This is a genomic window from Nonomuraea mangrovi (genome assembly GCF_042681425.1).
Lineage (GTDB): Bacteria > Actinomycetota > Actinomycetes > Streptosporangiales > Streptosporangiaceae > Nonomuraea > Nonomuraea mangrovi.
Genome location: NZ_JBHUFV010000079.1, coordinates 142,240 through 162,673, shown reverse-complemented (window position 1 = coordinate 162,673; position 20,434 = coordinate 142,240). Strand labels below are relative to the sequence as shown.

10 protein-coding genes are annotated in these 20,434 nt (G+C 72.8%); 4 read left to right on the top strand and 6 right to left on the bottom strand.

Translation table 11 applies throughout. The annotated features are described in order from the left end of the window. Nucleotides 1-11: 11 nt before the first annotated feature. Genes ACFSKW_RS47055 through ACFSKW_RS47030 form a run of 6 tightly spaced genes read right to left on the bottom strand, consistent with a single transcriptional unit; the run spans nt 12 to nt 10,981 of the window. Complete coding sequence (locus ACFSKW_RS47055) at nt 12-5,261, bottom strand: non-ribosomal peptide synthetase/MFS transporter (protein ID WP_379581136.1); 5,250 nt, start codon at nt 5,259-5,261, stop codon at nt 12-14. Further along, complete coding sequence (locus ACFSKW_RS47050) at nt 5,261-6,373, bottom strand: 2-oxo acid dehydrogenase subunit E2 (protein WP_379581135.1); 1,113 nt, start codon at nt 6,371-6,373, stop codon at nt 5,261-5,263. Before ACFSKW_RS47050 ends, ACFSKW_RS47055 begins: the two co-directional genes overlap by 1 nt. After that, nucleotides 6,366-7,331, bottom strand: a complete 966-nt coding sequence (locus ACFSKW_RS47045; protein WP_379581134.1) for an alpha-ketoacid dehydrogenase subunit beta — start codon at nt 7,329-7,331, stop codon at nt 6,366-6,368. The genes ACFSKW_RS47050 and ACFSKW_RS47045 overlap by 8 nt, the downstream gene beginning before the upstream one ends. Next, entirely contained in the window at nt 7,328-8,188 is an 861-nt protein-coding gene (locus tag ACFSKW_RS47040) for a thiamine pyrophosphate-dependent dehydrogenase E1 component subunit alpha (RefSeq protein ID WP_379581133.1), read from the bottom strand. The genes ACFSKW_RS47045 and ACFSKW_RS47040 overlap by 4 nt, the downstream gene beginning before the upstream one ends. Next, nucleotides 8,185-9,585: a condensation domain-containing protein gene (locus ACFSKW_RS47035; protein ID WP_379581132.1), complete on the bottom strand. Its 1,401-nt coding sequence runs from the start codon at nt 9,583-9,585 to the stop codon at nt 8,185-8,187. Before ACFSKW_RS47035 ends, ACFSKW_RS47040 begins: the two co-directional genes overlap by 4 nt. Continuing rightward, a complete protein-coding gene (locus tag ACFSKW_RS47030; protein ID WP_379581131.1) occupies nt 9,578-10,981 on the bottom strand; it encodes a class I adenylate-forming enzyme family protein in 1,404 nt (467 codons plus the stop codon). The genes ACFSKW_RS47035 and ACFSKW_RS47030 overlap by 8 nt, the downstream gene beginning before the upstream one ends. Before the next feature lie 182 nt (nt 10,982-11,163). Here ACFSKW_RS47030 and ACFSKW_RS47025 point away from each other — a divergent pair, with 182 nt between their 5' ends. From ACFSKW_RS47025 to ACFSKW_RS47010, 4 genes are read left to right on the top strand one after another with little or no spacing between them, the layout of a single operon-like run. After that, on the top strand, nt 11,164-17,094 hold the full coding sequence (locus tag ACFSKW_RS47025) for an amino acid adenylation domain-containing protein (protein WP_379581130.1): 5,931 nt from the start codon (nt 11,164-11,166) through the stop codon (nt 17,092-17,094). Continuing rightward, the gene (locus ACFSKW_RS47020; protein ID WP_379581129.1) at nt 17,091-17,327 is read left to right on the top strand and encodes an acyl carrier protein; all 237 of its coding nucleotides are present in this window, start codon (nt 17,091-17,093) and stop codon (nt 17,325-17,327) included. Before ACFSKW_RS47025 ends, ACFSKW_RS47020 begins: the two co-directional genes overlap by 4 nt. Further along, nucleotides 17,324-18,571: a condensation domain-containing protein gene (locus ACFSKW_RS47015; protein ID WP_379581128.1), complete on the top strand. Its 1,248-nt coding sequence runs from the start codon at nt 17,324-17,326 to the stop codon at nt 18,569-18,571. The genes ACFSKW_RS47020 and ACFSKW_RS47015 overlap by 4 nt, the downstream gene beginning before the upstream one ends. After that, a complete protein-coding gene (locus ACFSKW_RS47010; protein WP_379581127.1) occupies nt 18,568-20,388 on the top strand; it encodes a N,N-dimethylformamidase beta subunit family domain-containing protein in 1,821 nt (606 codons plus the stop codon). Before ACFSKW_RS47015 ends, ACFSKW_RS47010 begins: the two co-directional genes overlap by 4 nt. Nucleotides 20,389-20,434 lie beyond the last annotated feature (46 nt).

Here is a 20,434-nt window from a genome sequence, read left to right as displayed (position 1 = left end):
ACCGCCTCGGGTCAGGCGGCGGTCTTCGCGGCGATCGTCTCCACGCCCACGAGGTCGTCGGGCAGCGCGTCGGGCACGTCGGCGTCGAAGCGGGCCAGCCGCCGCACCCGCAGCGCCCCCGCGACCACCAGGACCATGGCGACCGCGCACACCAGGTAGAGGAACGCGATCCCTCTCCCCTCGCCCACGCCGATCACCGCGCCGACCGTGGACGCCAGCGCGCCGCCCGGGGCCAGCATCGGGTCGAACAGCGCCGCGCCCAGCGGTGCGACGAGCCCCATCCCGATCGGCAGCGTCGACCAGGCGACGAGCGTGTTCAGCGCGAACACCCGCCCGTGGTACCGGTACGGCACCTTGATCTGGACGATCAGCGAGTAGATCCCGTTCATGAGCGTCAGGAAGTACGTGATCGCGAACGCGCCTGCCCCGACCAGCATCACCGACGGGGCGAGCCCGGTGACGACGCTTCCCGCCGCGATCGCCAGCGTCGTCAGCAGCACGCCCCTGAACCTGCGTCTGGGCGGCCCGCCCCACACGGCCATGGTCAGGCCGCCGAGCAGCACGCCGAGCCCGGTCACCACGGAGACCGCGCTCACCTCGCGCAGCGTGGCGAAGGTGAGGACCAGCGGCGAGACCAGCAGCAGGAGCGGTGAGAGGAAGATGTTCAGCACCGCGAACCAGCCCAGCATGGCCCGCAGGCCGTGCGCGTGCCAGGTGTAGGCGAAACCCTTGCGGATCTCGGTGGACAGCGGCTCACGCGGGCGCCACGGCAGCGTGTCGGGGAAGCGGACGAGCAGCACGACCAGTACGGCGAAGACGTAGCTGGCCACGTCGAGGGCGACGATGCCGCCGAGGCCGATCCACGCCAGGAGTCCCGCCGCCATGAGCGGGACGACGAGCTGGGCGACGCCGTTGGTCATCTGGGTGATGCCGACGGCGTGCCCGAGGTAGCGCTTGGGCACGAGCTGCGGCACGGCCGAGGAGTAGGCGAGGCGTTGGAAGCAGGTGGCGACGGACAGGGCGACGATCAGGCCGTAGATCTGCCAGAGCCGCAGGTCGCCGAAGAAGATCAGTACGGCGAGCACGCCCTGGATCGCGGCCGCGCACACGTCGGAGAAGAGCAGCACCCGCCTGCGGTCTCCCCTGTCGACGATCGCCCCCGCCAGCGGCGAGATGAGCAGCCCGGCCAGATTGAGCACGGCCAGGATGGAGAACTGGGCGATCGACCCCGAATCGACCAGGACGGTGATCGGCAGCGCCCAGCCGGTGAGCGCCGACCCGATCATCGAGATCTGCTGTCCGGAGGCGATGGTGAGGAAGCGCTGCATGCTGGGCGCCGGGGACGTGGACGCGGCGGCCGGCTGGTCAGGCGTGGAGACGGCGTGCACCCACCACGAGGAGGACCGGTCGGTGGGTTCGAGCCGCCGGTGGGTGCGCAGGACGGCGGCGAGCTCGGCGGCGCGGTAGCGCAGGAAGTAGTGGCCGCCCTCGTCCAGGACGACCAGCGCCGTGGTGTCGCCGAGGAAGCCCCATTCGCGGTAGCGCTCCTCGTAGTAGTCGGTGGCGGGGTCGCGCTCGCCGATCACCGAGATGATCGGGGCGCGCAGCCTGGGTCTGTCCTGCTCGTGGAAGAGCGAGGTGAAGTACTTCTCCGCCGCTTTCGAGTCGTGCCGCATCGTCCTGATGATGCGGTCGGCGACGCCTGGCTCGAGCTCCTCCAGGTCCACCCCCCGCGCCTTGAGCCGGTTGATGTCGGTCTGGTAGGAGCTGAGCCGGTCCATCAGCCCGAAGCGCCGCCATCCGCGCGGCCGGGCGAAGGGGAAGATCGCCCCGATGTAGAGCGCCTCCAGCGTACGGCCGGCCGCCTCGACCCGCCTGGCCAGCTCGACGGCGAGCGCGGCGCCCACCCCGCAGTGGCCGTAGATCACCAGCGGTCCTTCGATGCGGAGGATCTCCTCGGTGGTCCTGGCGGCCAGTTCCTCGAACTCCATCGCCTCCTCGTCCAGGCCGACGTCGTGCCCGGGGATGGCCAGGGCGTAGAGGGCCTGGTCGGAGGGGAGCGCGTCGGCCAGCGGCTGGTAGACGATCGCGCTGCCCGAGCCGTACGGCACGCAGACGTAGGTGACGGACGCGGTGCGCGGGCCCGTCAGCCGTTGCAGCAGCGGGCGCGGCAGGTCGGCCGCCGTCTCCAGGAAGGCCGCGATCTCGCGGACCGTCCTGTAGGTGAACAGGTCCACGAGCCCGAGCGGGCCGATGCCCGCCTTGCGCAGCCTGGCCACGACCTGGATGGCCAGAAGGGAGTGCCCGCCCAGGTCGAAGAAGTCGTCGTCGACGCCCACCCGCTCGGCTTCGAGGATCTCGGCCCACACGCCGGCGATGACCTGCTCGGCGGGTGTCGAGGGCGGGGCGTAGGCGACGTCCGAGGTCAACACGGGCTCGGGCAGCGCCTTGCGGTCGAGCTTGCCGTTCGGGGTGAGCGGCAGGGCGTCGAGCCGGACGAACAGCGAGGGCAGCATGTACTCGGGCAGGAACCCGCGGATCGCGGCCCTGACCTGCGCCGGCTCGGACGGCCCGCCGACGAGGTAGGCGACGAGCTTGTCGGCGCGGACGACCACGACGGCCTCGCTCGCGCCCGCCTTCTCACGCAGCGCCGTCTCGATCTCGCCCAGCTCGATGCGCAGGCCGCGCAGCTTGACCTGGTTGTCGAGGCGGCCGAGGAACTCGATGGTGCCGTCGGGCAGCCAGCGGGTCGCGTCGCCCGTCCTGTACCGCCCGCCGGCGAAGCGGGCGGCGGTCAGCTCGGGACGGTCGTGGTAGCCGAGCGCGACGCCGACGCCGCCGATGTGCAGCTCGCCGGGCACCCCGACGGGAACCGGCGCGCCGTGCCTGTCCAGGACGTGCAGCGTGATGTTCTGGATGGGCGAGCCGATCGGTACGGTGGCCCGTCCCTCCAGCTTTTCGAGCGTGCACTGCCATGACGAGACGTCGATGGCGGCCTCGGTCGGGCCGTACAGGTTGTGCAGCTCGGCCGGCAGCGCGCGCAGGCAGCGGGCGGCCAGGTCGACGGGCAGTTCCTCGCCGCTGCAGATGATCGTGCGCAGCGAGGTGCAGGTGGCCACGCCCTCCTCGGCGAGGAACACCGCCAGCATGGAGGGCACGAAGTGCAGCGTGGTGACGTGCTCGGCGTTGATGAGGTCACGCAGGTAGGCGGGGTCCTTGTGGCCGCCGGGCGCCGCGAGGACGAGGCGTGCCCCCGCGATCAGCGGCCAGAAGAACTCCCACACCGAGACGTCGAAGCCGGCGGGGGTCTTCTGCAGCACCACGTCGCCGGCGGTGAGCAGGTAGCGCTTCTGCATCCAGTCGAGGCGGTTGACGATGCCGTGGTGGCCGTTGGGGACGCCCTTCGGCTTGCCCGTCGAGCCCGAGGTGTAGATCATGTAGGCCGCCTCGCCCTGGGCGGCCTCCGGAGCGGAGGTGGGCCGGCCGGCCCAGATCTCCTGGTCGTCGAGCGGCAGGATGGTCGCGCCGCCCGAGACCAGCAGGGGCGCGAGGTGGGTCTGGGTGAGCACGAACGGCGCGGCGGCGTCGGCGAGCATGAACGCCAGGCGGTCTTCGGGGTACTCGGGGTCGAGCGGCACGTAGGCGGCGCCGGACTTGAGGATGCCGAGCAGGCCGACGACGAGTTCGAGCGAGCGTTCGGCGCAGATGGCGACCAGCGGGCCCGCCCCGAGGTCGGTGAGCAGGCCGGCCACCTGGTTGGCGCGCTCGTCCAGCTCGCGGTAGGTCAATGAGCGGCCGTCGAAGGTGACGGCCACCGCGTCGGGTGTCCGCGCCACCTGTTCCTCGACCAGGCCGTGCAGCGTCTGGTGGGCGGGATAGTCCGCTTCGGTGGCGTTCCACGCGGCGATCTCGGAGATGTCGCCCAGGGGCAGGCGGCTCACCTGCAGGTCGGGCGTGTCCACGGCGGCTCGCACCAGCGCCCCGAAGTGGCCGGCGATCCGCGCGACGGTGTCGGCCGAGAAGAGCGTGGTCTTGTAGGTGAAGGCGCACGCCAGCCCGTCACCGGCCGGTACGACGTACAGCTCCAGGTCGTACCTAGACGAACCTGGGCGCAGCGGGAAGTCGTCCTCGCCCGCCGCCAGGTCGTGCATCGAGAACAACGTGTCGACCAGCGGCTGCCTGCTCGGGTCGCGTGGCACGCCGAGCGCGTCGACCAGCGTGGCGAACGGCAGTTCCTGGTGGTCGAGCGCGTCGACGACCATGTCCTTGGTCCTGCCGAGCAGGTCGGCGAAGCTCGGGTCGTCGTCGAGCGTGGCGCGCAGCACGAGCGTGTTGACGAACATGCCGACCACGTCGTCGAGTTCGGGGCGCGTCCTGCCCGCCACGGGGGTGGCGACGGCCACGTCGTCCTGGGCCGACAGGCGCGCCAGCAGCACGTGGAAGACGGCGAGCAGCGCCATGAACGGCGTCGCGCCGTGCCGCCTTGCCAGCTCGGCGACGCGTTCGGTCAGCTCGGCGTCCAGCTCGTGCACGTGGGTGGCGCCGTCGAAGCGCTGCTGGGCCGGTCGAGCGCGGTCGGCGGGCAGTTCGGCGCGCGGCAGCCCGTCGAGCTGGGCGCGCCAGTAGTCGAGCTCCCGCTCGAAGGGCCGCTCGCGCAGCCACAGCGCGACGTCGCCGAACCTGACGGCGGGCGCGGCGGGGCTCTCGCCCCTGTAGAGCGCCAGCAGGTCGCGCATGAGGAGCTGCGCGGACTGTCCGTCGGCCACGATGTGGTGCACGAGCAGGGTGAGCACGTGGTGGCGGTCGTCGAGCGTCACCGCGAGCGCCGTGAGCAGCGGGCCTCGCGCCAGGTCGAGCGGTACGGCGGCGGCCGCCCCGATCAGCGCGGCGGCCTCGTCGTCGTCGGCGGCCCGCTCGATCGCGAGCGGGACCTCGGCGGCGTCCGCCACGTGGACGGCGGGCGTCCCCTCCTCGCTCGTGGGGAACCGGTGGCGCAGGCTCTCGTGCCGTCTCGGCAGTTCGTCGAGCGCGGCGTGCAGCCGTTCCTCGTCGAGCGGTTCGCGCAGCCGTACGGCGAGGGTGATCGTGTAGGTGGCGGTGCCGGGCGACAGGTGCTCCATGAACCACAGCGGCTCCTGGGCGGGGGCCAGCGGCGGCGGGCTGCCCTCGGGCCTGCGCGGGATGGCCTGCGCGGACTGCCTGCCCTGCAACCTGCGCCGCAGCAGCTCTCTCTTGGCGCCTGACAGGTCGACGACGGACATCAGCTCAGCCCTTCGATGACGGCTCTGAGTGCGTTCATGAAGAGGGCGGCGTCCCTGCCGTTGATCAGGCGGTGGTCGTAGGCCAGCCCGATGTCGGCCACGGTGCCCTCCTGCGGGGCGGTCACGGCCAGCGCGCACGCGGTCCCGGGGAAGACGAACGGGACGGCGAGGACGACGCCGCCGTCGGTGTGCAGCGTGACGACGAAGTTGGCGCCTGTGAGGTCCGACTCCTTGAAGTCGCCGGTGGTGGCCGCCACCCTGTGCCGCATGAGCGCGGACGCGATCTCCTTGGTGGTACGGCCGGCCGCGTCGTGGATGACCGGCACGTAGAGCCCCTCCCCCATGTCGACGGTGACCCCGATGTCGGGGGCGCGCGACAGGCGGGCCGTCGTGCCGTCCAGGGCGGCGAAGAAGAGCGGGAAGCCTCCGTGGAGGCCCGCGACCGCCTGGACGAAGATCTCGGCCAGTCCGACGGGCCGTCTGACGGCTCGCGTCTGGGCGGCCGCATGGTCGAGCGCGCCTGCCAGGTCCATGCGGACGGCCAGGTAGGCGGCGGGAATCGTCCGGTGCGACTGCTCCACCGCCCTCGCGACCGCGCGCTGGACCTTGGACAGCTCGTGGACGAGCCCGAGCATGCGCTCCACGTCGGTCTTCCTGACCAGCTCCAGGCCGAGCGCGTGAATCCGCTCCATGGGGACGCCGAGCTCGTCGATGAGCCGTTGAGCCGGTGCGGTGATCAGGGGTCCTGACGCGGTCGGGTCCGCGGCCGCCGGTTCCGTGGCCGGTCCCGCCGGGCCAGGGGTGGGGGTCACCGCGCGGTCCTCGACGGCGGCTGCATCGGCGGCCATGTCCGCGGGCTCGTCGGCCCTCTCGCCGGCGCTCTCGCCGGCGATCCGGGCGATGACCTCGTCCGGGCGGCACCACGCGCCCGCGCGCACCACGTGCCGGAGGACTCCCGAGGCGTCGGCGGGCAGTTCCTCCGCCGCCTTCGAGGTCTCCACGACAGCGACCATGTCGTCCTCGTGGACCGGGGAGCCGTCCGCCACCAGCCACTCGACCAGCAGGTACTCGGTGTCGTTGTTGTTCAGCTTGGGCACGCGCAGCTCAGCCACGGAGCGTCTCCCTGATCACGCGGTGGATCGCGGACTCCGACACCAGCACCTCGTCCTCCAGGTGCGCGGCGGTCGGGATGACGGAGTCGGCGGAGTGGACGAGGGTGACGGGGCCTGCCAGGCGCTCCCAATGCCGCCGGTGGACCTGGTGGGCGACCTCGGCGCCCCAGGTCCCGCCCGCGCTGCTCTCCTCGACGACGAAGACGTGCCGCGCGTACGGCATCGCCACGTCGAAGGGGTAGAGGCGGGAGGGCACCAGCAGCGTGCAGACGATCTCCTCCTCGAACAGGAGCGAGCGCATCGCGGCCAGCGCCCTGTGGGCGGTCCCGCCGGTGGCGACAATCACGCAGTCTGGCTCGGCGTCGAGGGACACCGTGGCCACGCCGTCCGCGACCGACACGGAGAAGGGCGCGGGCACGGCGTGCATGGGCCGCGTGTAGAGGACCTTGTCCTCGAACAGCACGCACGGCTCCTGCCGGAGCAGCATGTCGGTGAGCACCGCGAGGTTGTCGTGGAAGGGCGACATCTCGTAGAGCGAGAGGCCGGGGATGCCGACGAAGTGCTTCTGCAGGCTCTGGCTGTGCGTGGGGCCGTAGCCCCTGCCGCCTCCGACGGGGCAGCGCACGATCATGCGCATGGGGACGCGCGAGCCGTACATGGAGACGGACTTGGCGGCGAAGTTCATGATCTGGTCGAAGGCGAGCGCCGCGAAGTCGCCGAACATGATCTCGACGATCGCCGCGTCGCCGGACAGCGCGAGGCCCGCGGCGACGCCGGTGATGGCGCTCTCGCTGATCGGCGTGGACAGCACGCGGCCGGGAAAGCGGGTGGACAGTCCTCGGGTGATCTTGAAGGCGCCGCCGTAGGGGTCGGCGACGTCCTCGCCCAGCAGGTACAGGTCGTCCGCGGCCGCCATCACCTCGTGGAGCGCGGCGTTGAGGTTCTCCGAGACCCTCATCGCGTCTCCCACCTGGACAGCGGGCGGGCCATGACGTCGGCGGCGACCGCCTCGATTCGGGCCTCGGCCTCGGCCTCGAGAGCTTCGAGGCGCGGCGAGAGGAGCTTGTCCCGCCAGTCCACGCCGATGGCGTGCGCGGGCCTGGTGTCGTCGCCCTTGCTGTGCGGGCCGAGCCGGTGCGTGACGAACTCGACCACGGCGGGCCCGCCCTGCCGCACCGCCGCCGTCAGGGGCGCGAGCCGGTCCCTGATCGCGTCGACGTCAGCACCCTCGACCAGCGCGTGCGTGATGCCGAACGCCGCCGCTCGGCCCTCGATCGTGCCCGCCAGGTTCGCCGACGTCGGTGTCGACTGGGCGATGCCGTTGTTCTCGACGACCACCAGCAGCGGCAGCCGCCAGAGCGCGGCCAGGTTCAGCGCCTCGTAGACCGACCCCTCGCCGAACGTGCCGTCGCCGATGTAGGCGCAGGCCAGGCGGCCCGGCTCGGTGCGCTTGAGATGCAGCGCGACGCCGGCCGCCACGGGCAGGCTCTCTCCCTGGACGCCCGTGGACAGGTAGCGGTCGCGGCGGATGTGCTGGCTGCCGCCCACCCCCGAGCACACCGCGCCCTCACGCCCCATGATCTCGGCCAGCAGGCCTTCGGGGTCGTCGAAGCGGGCCAGGTAGTGGCCGTGGCCGCGGTGGTTGCTGAAGACGTGGTCGGCCGGGTCGAGCAGGCCCTCGACGGCCACAGGGACGTACTCCTGGCCGAGGCACGTGTGCGTGGTGCCGTTGAGCAGGCCCCTGCCGAACAGGTCGAGGAGCTTGCGCTCGAAGGCACGGATCATGAGCATCCGCGAGAGGTCCGCGTCGATCACCGCCTGATCACTCCGAGGACCCCTGCGATCGTGGGGTTGTCGAAGAAGTCGTCGAGCTCGACCTCGATGTTCAGCCGCTTGCGCATGCGGGCGATGATCTGGGTGATGGTCAGCGAGTGGCCGCCGAGGTCGAAGATGTCGTCGTGAGGCTCGATCGGCGACAGCTGGAGGACCTCCTCCCAGATCGCGGTGAGCCCGGCGAGCAGCGGATCGTCCCCGAGCCCTGGCGAGCTCTCGGAACCGCCCACGGGATCCGCCGAGCCCGCCGAGTCCAGGGTGGCCGTGGAGGCGGCAGCCGGGAGGGCGGCCGCGGGCAGCGGCACGGACGGGTCCCCTGCCACCCTCTCCAGCCACGCGCGCAGTCCGGCGACGATCGGCCGCGGGTCGGGCAGCTCGAGTGCGTCGTAGCGCAGGCTCGCCGCCAGCCCGGCCGGCCCGTCGAGGAGCTGGAGCTGGAAGGCGCCCCGGACGGCCCCGTTGAAGGCGAGCCAGTCCACCCGCTCGTCGCCTCCTCCGCGCCGGTAGCTGACCGACACGGGAGCCAGCGCCGCGTGCGGTTTGAGACCCTGCACCGCCCTGGCAAGCGGCACCCGCCGGTGCCGGTAGATCTCGCGCAACTCGGCCCGCAGCGACCCGGCGAACACCGCGAACGGCGTGCCTGGCCTGGGCTCGGAGAACAGCGGCAGCTCGTTGACGAACGGGCCGATGCGGTCCTCCTCGTCAGGGGTGCGGGTGGACAGGTCGATCGCGGTGACGACCGTGGTGTTGCCGTACGAGCCGAGGACGGCGTGCAGCGCCGCCATCAGCACCTCGAATCTGGTGAGTCCCGCGATGTCGGGCACGTCGAGCGGGAACTCCAGCACCCGTCCCTCACCCGCGCGCCGCGAGCGCAGCACCCCGCCCGGCACGAGCACCTCGGCCGGCGCGCGCCACCTGGACGCCCAGAACGCGCGGGCATCGTCGGCGGGGGCCTCCCTGGGGGTGACGGGCTCCAGCGGGGGCAGGACCTCGCCCCGGTAGGCGGCCAGCAGGTCGGCGACGAGCACCTCCTTGGAGCGGCCGTCGAAGACCGCGTGGTGGGCCACGACCCGCAGCGAACGGCCGGACAGCGTGAACCTGACGAGCGGGCCGCGGGCGAGGTCGAAAGCCTCCGCCCGCTCCTCGAAGGACAGGGCCGGCGGCTCCTGCGCGAGCACCAGCCGCGGCACGCCGTCGCTTTCGGCGAAGGCCATGCCGAGCAGCGGATGCCGCTCGACCAGCGCGGCGCACGCCTTGGCCAGCGCCCCCTCGTCGACGGGCGCTTCGAGCCTGATCACGAGCGGCATGTGGTACGCCGATCCCGCGCCGGCCAGCTCGTTGATCCAGATCCCGTGCTGGACGGGCGACACCTCAGTCATGCCTCAACCTCCGCTTGTCGACCTTGCCTCCGTGGTTGCGCGGCAGGGCGTCGAGGGTGACGAGCCGGGCGGGCAGCTCGTGCGGGGCCAGCCGCCCCTTCAGGAACATCCGCAGGTCGTCGTGGGCGACGGGGCCGACGACCGCCACGGCGACGGCCTTGCCGAGCGTGGGGTGCGGCACGCCGTACGCCGCCGCCTCGACCACGTCGGGATGCTGGTGGACGACCTCTTCGACGTGGATCGTGGAGACCTTGTACGCGCCCGACTTGATGACGTCGCTCTCCCTGTCCACCAGGTAGAGGTAACCGTCGTCGTCCTGGTAGCCGAGGTCGCCCATGCGGACCCAGCCGGAGCGGAACACCTCGCCGCTGGCGTGCGGGTCCCCGTAGTAGGTGCGGGTGGCGGCGGGCGAGCGCATCCACACCTCTCCCGTGACGTTCGGCGGCAGCGGGTCCCCCTTGACCGTCGCGATCTTGACCGCGCCGCCGGAGGCGGGCCTGCCGACGCTCGCGGGCCGCTCGGGGTCGAAGATCATCACGGTCTGCGCGGGCGCCGCCTCGGTCGAGGTGTAGTAGTTGGTGATCGTCGAGTTGGGGAACGCGGCGCTGAGGTCGGTCGCGACCTGGGAGGGAAGCGGCGCGGCCGCCGAGCCGAGCAGCAGCACGCTCGACAGGTCGTGCGAGGCGTGGGCGCGGGCGGCGAGCAACTCGATCGCCATGGCGGGGACGAGGAAGACGGTGCCTGCCCGGTAGTGCTCGATCAGCGCGGCGAACCTGCCGGGAGTGAACCGGGGAAGCGTCACGACCCGCGGGTGGGCGTCGACGGCGTTGACCAGCATCCACTGTCCCGCGTTCGTGCCGATCGGGAAGGCGTGTGCCAGGTGCTCGCTGTGCGTGAACGGCCTGCGCCTGCCGCCGCAGCCGTAGGCCAGGTTGGCGTGGGTGGCGGCGACGCCCTTCGGCCTGCCGGTGGTGCCCGAGGTGTAGAGGATCTGGGCCAGGTCGTGCGGTCGCGGAGGGTCGGGCACGCCCTCCGAGAAAGGTGCCGCGCCCGTCTCCGCGGAGGGTAACGCCCCTGGACGCAGTACGGTGCTCGCGCCGCAGTGGGCCAGCATCGCCTCGATGTCGGCGGCGGCCAGCCGGTCGGACAGCGGCACCGCCACGGCCCCTGCCTTGACGACGCCGAAGAACGCCACCGCGTACTCCAGCCAGTCCCTGTTGCCGAACACCAGCCCCACGCGATCGCCGGGCCGTACGCGCAGCCTCTCGGCGACGCTGTTGGATCGGTGTTCCCACTCGCCGAAGGTCAGTGAGCCGACGCCGTGGACGGTCATCGCCACCCGGTCGGGATCGGCCGCGGCGCGCGCTCTCAGCAGGTCAGGAAGGGTCACGCTCACGACAGACCCCCGAAAATACTGAAAGGAAACTTTCCTTATTCGATGGACGGCGCCAGTCTGGCACGGTCACGAGAGGGTGACAAGCCCGGAAACCCCGTGTTTATCGGCCCTTGCGACCACCTCAAGATCCGTGGTTGACTCCCAACAGTTAAGAACCTTTCCAGATTCGGGGGAAGGGATACGTGAGGCTTTCGTACGCCCAGGAACGGCTCTGGTTCCTCCAACAGCTCGACCCCGGCGATCCCTCGTACAACACCGCGTACGCCTACCGGCTGCGCGGCGATCTCGACCTGGCCAGGCTCGAGGCGGCCTTCACCGCCGTCGCCGCCAGGCACGAGGCGCTGCGCACCCGCTTCCCCGAGGTGGAAGGGCGTCCCGTGGCCGTCGTCGAGCCGCCGGGCCGCATCGCCTTCGAGGTCGTCGAGGGCGATCCGGAGAAGCTGGTGGCCGAGCGCACCAACGCGCCCTTCGACCTGGCCGCCAGGCCGCCCTTCTCCGTGACCGTCGTCCGGGTCGGTCCCTGCGACCACGTGCTGTGCGTGGTGCTGCACCACATCAACGGCGACGGCTGGTCGTTCAACGTGCTTCGCGCCGAGGTGGCGGCCCACTACGCGGGCGAGCCGCCGGCCGACGACCCTCCGCAGTTCGGCCCGCACCTGCGCGACGGCGACGACGCCGAGGACCTCCGGTGGTGGGTGGAGCGGCTGTCCGGAGCGCCGGTGCTCGAACTGCCGACCGACAGGCCGCGCCCCCCGCAGCGAGGTACGGCGGGCGGCGAGGTGCTCTTCCACCTGTCCCCCGAGCTCGTGGGGCGGGTGGCCGCGCTGGCCAGAGCCGCGCGGTGCACGCCGTACATGGTGCTGCTGGCCGCCTACCAGGTGCTGCTCGCGCGGCACAGCGGGCAGGACGACTTCTGCGTGGGCACCCCCTCAGCCGGGCGGGCCAGCACGGAGCTGGAGGGGGTGATCGGCTACCTGTCCACGATGATGGTGCTCAGGTGCGACCTCTCGGGCCGGCCGAGCTTCTCCGAGCTGCTGCGCCGTACCAGGAAGTCGGTCCTGCGGGGACTCGCCCGCCAGGAGGTGCCGTTCGAGCGGCTGGTGGGCGCGCTCGGGCTCGAACGCGACCTGAGCAGGACGCCGCTGTTCCAGACCATGTTCGCGCTGCACACCCAGGGCGAGATCGACGAGCCGGTTCCCGGGCTTTCCGCCGAGCCGTTCCCCATGGGCTGGCGGCCCGCGCGCTTCGACCTGTCGCTCGACCTGTACGACCTGCCCGACGGGCGCATGCTCGGCGTGGCGATCCACAGCGAGGAGCTGTTCGACAGGGCAACCGCCGAGCGCCTCATGGAGCGCTTCGCCGTGCTGGTCTCCTCGATCGTGGCAGACCCCGAGCTGCCGATCGACGAGCTCGACCTGCTGCCCCGAAGCGAGCGGGACCTGCTCGCCGCGTGGAACGACACGGCCGCCGACCTGCCGCCCGTCACGCTGGTCGACCTGGTCATGGCGCAGGCCGAGCGGACGCCCTCCGCGATCGCCGTCGTCTGCGGCGCCACCACGCTGACCTACGGCGAGCTGGTCGAGAAGGCGGGCCGCACGGCGGCCGCCCTGCGCGAGCGCGGGATCGGCAGGGGCTCGCTGGTCGCGGTCCGGCTCTCGCGCGGCGCCGACATGCTGGTCGCGCTGCTCGGCGTGGCCATGTCGGGCGCCGCCTACCTGCCGGTCGATCCCGATTACCCACAGGCCAGGGTCTCCTACGTGCTGGAGGACTCCGGTGCGGCCCTCGTCCTCACCGACGAGGACCTCCCCTCCGCCGCGTCGGCCCACGTGTCGCCGCCGCGGCCCGACGACACCGCCTACGTGCTCTACACCTCCGGCTCCACGGGCCGGCCCAAAGGCGTGGTCGTCCCGCACCGCGCGCTGACGAACTTCCTGCTCGCCATGCGCACGCTCGTCGACTCCTCCCCCGACGACGTCTGGCTCGCGCTCACCTCGCTGTCCTTCGACATCTCCGCGCTGGAGCTCTACCTACCCCTGATCACCGGCGGCAGGGTGGTGGTCGCCGACTCCGACACCGCCCGCGACGGCGCCGCCCTGTCCAGACTGATCGCCGGCAGCGGCGTCACCCACGTCCAGGCGACGCCGTCGGGCTGGCGGGTGCTGCTCACGGGCGAGCTGCCTGCGCTGACCGCGCTGGCGGGCGGCGAGCCGCTGCCGCTCAGGCTGGCGGCGGAGCTGCGCGACCGGGTGGACCGGCTGATCAACATGTACGGCCCCACCGAGACGACGATCTGGTCCACCGCGTGGGAGGTGCCGCGTGACCCCGAGCGGGTGACGATCGGCCGGCCCATCGCCAACACCACCGTCCACGTGGACGCCCCGATCGGCGTTCCCGGCGAGCTGCTGATCGGCGGCGCGGGCCTGGCCACCGGCTACCTGGGCCGCCCCGACCTGACCCAGGAGCGGTTCGTACGGCACGCCGGCGAGCGCGTCTACCGCACGGGCGACCTGGTCCGCCGGCTGCCCGACGGCACGCTGGAGTTCCTCGGCAGGACCGACAACCAGGTCAAGCTGCGCGGCCACCGCATCGAGCTGGGCGAGATCGAGGCCGTCCTCGAAGCCCACCACGGCGTCACCCAGGCGGTCGCGGCGGTCCAGGACGACCTGCTCGTCGCCTTCGTCGTCGGCGACCCCACGGGCGTCAGGGAGCACGCCGCCGAGCAGCTGCCCGGCTACATGCTCCCCTCGTCCGTCGTCGCCCTCGACGCCCTGCCCCTCACGCCCAACGGCAAGGTGGACCGCAAGGCGCTGCCGAAGGCGGGCGCCGTCGCGCCGCGCGCCTTCACCCCTCCGCGCACACCCCACGAGCGTCTGGTCGCCGACGTCTTCGCCGACGTGCTCGGCGTGCGGGACGTCGGCGCGGACGACGACTTCTTCGCCCTCGGCGGCCACTCCCTGCTGGCGACCGTGGTCACCTCCCGCCTGCCTGTCAGGGTGCCCGTGCGCGAGCTGTTCCTGCGGCCGACCGTCGCCGCGCTGGCGGCGCTTCTCGACGCTCCCCCGGGGGAGGAGGGGCCGCGGCCCAGGCCGCCCGGCGCGCCGGTGCCGCTGTCCCGCAACCAGGAACGTCTCTGGTTCCTGCACAGGCTCGACCCCCGCGACGCCGCCTACAACATGTGGATCGTCCGGCGGCTGCGCGGCCCGCTCGACGTCGCGGCGCTGGGCCGGGCGGTGGACGCGCTGGCCGCCAGGCACGAGAGCCTGCGCACGCGCTTCCCTGAGGAGGACGGCGTGCCGTACGCGCTCGTCGAGCCGCCGGGTCACGTGCCCGTGGAGATCGTCACGGGTGACGCGGAGAAGCTGGTGGCCGAGCGCACCAACGCGCCCTTCGACCTGGCCGCCGCTCCGCCGTTCAGGGTGACGCTCGTCAGGGTCGGGGCCGAGGAGCACGTGCTGTGCGTCGTCCTGCACCACATGCTCGGCGACGGCTGGTCGCTCAACGTCCTGCTCGACGACCTGGCCGCGCTCTACTCGGGCCGGGCGCTTCCCGAACCGCCGCTGCAGTTCGGCGACGTGGCGCGCTGGCAGCTCACCCAGGACTCCATGGCCGCCTACTGGGACGCCAGGCTCGACGGCAGGCAGCCGCTCACGCTGCCCACCGACCGCCCGCCGTCCGACGGGCCGCGAAGGGCGGCCTTCCACACGGTGACGCTTCCCGTCGCCGCCGTTCCCCGGGTTCGTGGCGCGACGATGTTCATGACGCTGATGGCCGCCTATCAGGCGGTGCTCGCGGCCCACAGCGGGCAGAGGGACATCTCCGTCGCGACCGTCACCTCCGGGCGCGACCGCGCCTCGCTCGACGGCGTCGTCGGCTACTTCGCCGACACCCTCGTGATCCGCGGCGACCTGACGGGCGCGCCCACCTTCGGTGAGCTCGTCGAGCGCACCCGCGACACGGTCATGGACGCCTTCGCGCACCAGGGGGCGCCGCTGGAGCGCGCGCCCTCGTTCGAGACCATGGCGATCCTGCACACCCAGGACGCAGGGCGGGTCCCCGCCGCCTTCGCCGGGCTGGAGGCCGGGCCGTTCCCGCACGGGTTCGCGCAGGTCAAGTTCGACCTCATGCTGGAGGCCTGGCAGGACCCCGACGAGCTGACCCTCGTGCTGTCCTACGACCGCGCGCTCTTCGACGCCGCCACGATCGCGGCCATGGCCGCCAGGCTGGAGCGCCTTCTCCTCCAGGATCCCTCGCTGCCGCCCCGGATCCTGTCCGCTGACGACCTGGCACTGCTGCGGTCGTGGGGAGTGGGCCCCGCCCAGGCCGAGGGTCCGTCCACACCCGACCGGCTGGCGCTCGCCGTGCGGGACAACGCAGGCCTTCCCGCCGTCGGCGATCTCACCTACGGCCGGCTCGACCTACGGGTCACCGAGCTGGCCGGTCTCCTGCAGGCCAAGGGGGTACGGCGGGGCGACCTCGTCGGCGTGTGCCTCGACCGCTCGGCCGACGCCGTCGCCGCCCTGCTCGCTGTGTGGCGGGCGGGCGCCGCCTACCTGCCGCTCGACCCCGCCCACCCGCCCGCGCGCCTCGGCCACCTGCTCGCCGACAGCGGCGCGACCCTCGTTCTCACCTCGGCCGACCTGGCCGGGCGGCTGCCCGAGGGGACGCCGCTCGCCCGCACCTGCGAGCCGCCCGCGCCCCTCACACCCGTCGCCCCGGCCGAGACCGCCTACGTCCTCTACACCTCGGGTTCCACCGGCACCCCCAAGGGGGTCGTCGTCAGCCACCGCAACCTGGCCGCCCGCGTGGCGTGGATGAGCCAGGAGTACGGCCTCGCTCCCGGCGACCGGATCACACAGTTCGCCTCGCTCGGGTTCGACACCCACGCGGAGGAGATCTATCCCGCGCTCGTCTCGGGCGCGCAGGTCGTCGTGCTGCCCGACGGCGCCGTCACCCTGCCCGACCATCTGGAGGGCGTGACCGTCCTCGACCTGCCCACGGCGTACTGGCACCACCTCGTCGACCAGATCGACGCGATCTCCTGGCCCTCGACGCTGCGGCTGGTCATCCTCGGCGGCGAGCAGGCGCACGCCTCCGCCGTCGCTCGCTGGCGGGCCCGTTTCGGCGACGCCGTACGGCTGGTCAACACCTACGGCCCGACCGAGACGACGATCATCGCCACGGCGGCCGACCTCGACGACTCTCCGGGCTCACCGCCCATCGGCCGCCCGATCGCCGGCACCACCGCCTACGTCGTGGACGCCGAGGGCAGGCTCGCCCCTCCCGGCGCCCCCGGAGAGCTGTGCGTCGGCGGCGCGGGCGTCGCCGACGGCTACCTCGGCCTGCCCGGCCTGACCGCCGCCCGCTTCGTCACCTTCACCGGCGACCGCCTCGCGGAAGCAGTGCGGCCGGACGAGGGCCGCCTCCCCGCAAACCCCGCGCGTCCTGAGGAGCCCGGCGAGCGCGTCTACCGGACGGGCGACAGGGCGCGCTGGCGCGGCGACGGCCTGCTGGAGTTCCTCGGCCGCCTCGACGAGCAGGTGAAGGTCAGGGGCCACCGGATCGAGCCCGCCGAGGTCGAGGCCCGCGTCATGACGCACCCCGGCGTGAGCGCGGCCGCCGTCGCCGCTGTGGGAGACACGCTCGCCGGCTACTTCACGGGCGAGGCCGACCCGCGCGACCTGCACGACCACCTGGCGGCCACGCTGCCGCCGTACCTGATCCCCACCCGCTGGGTCCGCATGGACCGCCTGCCGCTCACCCCCAACGGCAAGGTCGACAGGGCCGCGCTGCCCGAGCCCGAGGCCGTCCACGCGGAGTACCTGCCGCCGTCCACCGACGCCGAGCAGCTGATCGCCGAGGTCTTCGCCGAGGTGCTCGGCGTGGAGAAGGCAGGAGTGCACGACGAGTTCTTCGCGCTCGGCGGGCACAGCCTGCTCGCCGTCCGCGTGGTGGCCAGGATCCGCGCCGCGATCGACCTGGACGTCCCGATCCGCACGCTCTTCGCCCGGCCGACGGTCGGAGCGCTGGCCCAGGCGGTCGAGGAACTGCTGGTGGCCGAGCTCGGCCAGATGTCCGACGAGGAGGCCGAACGCCTCGCCAGGGAGCTGACATGATCAAGGAAAGACTCGCCGAGCTGGTCGAGGAGGCCTCCGACGGCGCGCTCACCGCGCCGGAGGCGCTCTCGGCGACCGTGCCGCTGTCCGCGCTCGGCCTGACGTCGGTGGGGCAGATGCGCCTCATCGACGCGATCGAGACGGAGTTCGGCGTCGAGGTCGACCTGACCGAGCAGGGTCTGGAGTTGCTCGACGACCTGGACCGGCTGGCCACGCACCTCGCGGCCCGATGAACGTCGCGTTCTCGGCGGCCGACGAGGGCGTCGCGCCGCTGACCTGGGGGCAGCGGGCCATCTGGGACGCGGTGCTCAACACCGAGCCCGACGACCACTACTTCAACTTCGACAGGGTGGTGAAGGTCCCCGGCACCAGGACCGTGCCCGAGGTCCTGTCGGCCGTGAAGGCGCTCGTCGAACGGCATGGGGCGTTCCGCACCAGGCTGGGTGAGCGGCGGGAGCCGTACCAGAGGCTGGAGCGGGAGGGGCTGCTGCCCGTCACGTTCGGCGACCCGCCCGCCACCAGGTTCGACTACGAGCGGGAATGGCCGCTGCGGGTCGGGCTGGTCACCGAAGGCGACAGGGTCACGCACCTCAAGCTGGTCTTCTGCCACCTGGCCGCCGACGGAGCGGGAGCCGAGGTGGCCGTGCGCGACCTGCGGATGCTGCTGCTGGGCAGGCCGCCGTCCACGCCCGCCCCGCGCCCTCTCGACCTGGCCACGTGGCAGCGGAGCGAGGAGGGCAAGCGCGTCGCCGCGACGGCGGCGGCGCACTGGGAGCGCGAGCACCGGCGCATCGCCGCCTCGATGTTCCCCGCTCCCGCCCCCAGGGCCGAGAAGGCCGCCGGACCGCCGATCTGGCGCGCCCTGCTGCGCTCGCCCGCGCTGGACCTCTCGGTGCGCTCGATCGCCGCCGCCCACGGCGCCTCCACCTCCACCGTGCTGCTCGCCGCCGTGGCCGAGTTGGCCGGCCGCCACACAGGGCAGGAGATCAGCTCGGTGCTGACGATCGTGAGCAACAGGTTCAGGCGCGACACGATGAACGTCGTCAGCACGCTGTCCATGGAGGGCCTGTTCACGCTCGACACAGGCCGCTCCTTCGCGGAGGCGCTGCGGGCCGCCGGCCCCGCCGCGCTGCGGGCCTACCGCAGCGCCTACCACGACCCCGCCGACAGGGACAGGATCGTCGCGGCCGAGAGCGCCAGGCGGGGCGAGCCCGTCCACCCGCACTGCTGCTTCAACGACATGCGCTTCGCCGACCCCGGACCGGCCGCCGCCGGGCCCGACGAGATCGGCAAGGCGCGCGCGGAGACCACGCTGACCTGGCCCCTGAGCCAGGACGAGCTCGACTGCCGCTTCTGCGTGCACGTCACCACCGAAGGCGTCTCCCTGACCGCCGACACCCGCTACCTGCCCCGGCCGAAGATGGAGCGCTACCTGTTCGACCTGGAGGACCTGCTCGTCGGAACGGCGGTCGGATGACCGTCCGCGCCTACGCCCTCGCGACCTCGCTCGCCCAGGGCGAGAGCCTCCGCTTCGTGCTCGACCGCCCCTCCCCCGTGGTCGTGAGCGACGCCACCGACGACCGCGTCGTTCACACCGGTCACGCCGGCACCGACTGGTCGCTGGAGATCCCGCGCTCCTGGCCGAGCTCCCTCTACGTGGCCCGCTTCGGTCCCGCGCGGCCGTGGCCGCGCTCGCTTCCCGGCGGCGCGCCCTGCCCCGACAACGAGGTCCACTTCGTCGTACGGCAGGCGGAGCCCACCGCCGCGATCCTGGTCAGCGTGCCGTTCACCACCTGGCAGGCCTACAACAGGGCGGGCGAGCCCGACCAGAGCGTCTACTGGACCGAGTCGCCCACCCGCGCGGCCAAGGTGAGCTTCGACCGTCCCGGCGGCGGCCCGCCTCCCGAGCGGTGGGAGGAGGGCCTGATGCGCTGGCTGCGGCCGTCGGGCTACGAGGTGGGCTACTGCTCCAACCTCGACCTGCACGACGGGCTCGACCTGCTGTCCAGGCACCGCCTGCTCGTGGTCAACGGCCACGACGAGTACTGGTCGGCGGGGATGCGCGACGCGGTCGAGGAGTTCGTCAGGCGCGGCGGCAACGTGGCCTTCTTCTCCGGCAACACCGCCTGGTGGCAGATGCGGCTGGAGGACGGCGGCCGGACGATGGTCTGCCATCGCGACCCCGTCTCCGACCCGGCCGCCGACCCGCTCCTGGCGACGGTCGAGTGGTCGGCCGCCTACCGCCCCGAGAACACGCTGACCGGCGTCAGCTTCCGCGCGGGCGCCGGGGCGTGGGGCGAGCACATGCCCCGCATGCTCGAGGAGTCGTACACCGCGCGGTTCGCCGGGCACTGGGCCTTCGAGGGCACGGGGCTGACCGACGGCGACAAGTTCGGCCAGGGCTGCCTCGGCTACGAGACCGACGCGGCCGAGTTCGAGGAGATCGGCGGGGTGCCGAGGGTGACGTGCCGTGACGGCACGCCGTCCTCCTTCGTCGTGCTGGCCACCGCGGACCTGCGGCACTGGAGCACGTACGGCCAGGGCGGCGCGGCCACGATGGGCGTGTTCACCAGCGGCCTCGGCACGGTCTTCACCGTGGGCACCGTGAACTGGGGCAACACGCTGCACGACCCCGTGGTCGCGCGCGTCACCCGCAACGTCCTCGACCGCCTGTCGCGGCCGCTGTCCCCGTCATGGGAGGTGATCGGCCCTCCCGCCGACGTCCGGGCGCTCGCGGTGGTGGGGCGCAGGCTGCACGCCGTGGACGGCGAGGGGGTGCTGCTGGCGCGGGAGCTGTGCGGGCAGAACCTGGCGTGGCAGCCGCTGCCCGGAGCGTCGGCGGTCGTCGGGCTGGCCGTCCCCAGGGAGGCGGCGGGCGGCGTGGGTGTCGGCCTGTACGGCGTGACGGCGTCGGGTGAGCTGCTGTACAGGGAGGGGGAGGCGTGGCGTCCTGTCGGCCCCGCCCCGCGTGAGGCGGTGGGGCTGGCGATCGCCGACTGCGCGTTCTACGTGGCGACCGCGTCAGGGTCGCTGTGGCGGCTGCCGTTCGGGGCGGCCACGTGGGAGGACGACGGGTCGTCCGCGGGAGCGGTGTCCCTGGCGGGCATGAACGGCAGGCTGTACTCCTTGGACGCGGCGGGCGTCCTGCGCACGCGGATCCCGGGGTCGGGGTGGGAGGAGCACGCGACCGCGGTGCCGGGCCGGGCCCTCACGGCGCATGCGGGACTGCTGGTCACCGGCGGTCCCGACGATCCTCTCCGCTGGCACCCCGCCCGCAAGCCGGCGGTCCGCTGACCACCGCGGGCACCCCGACGGTGCCGGCCTCGGAAGGAGCGCACAC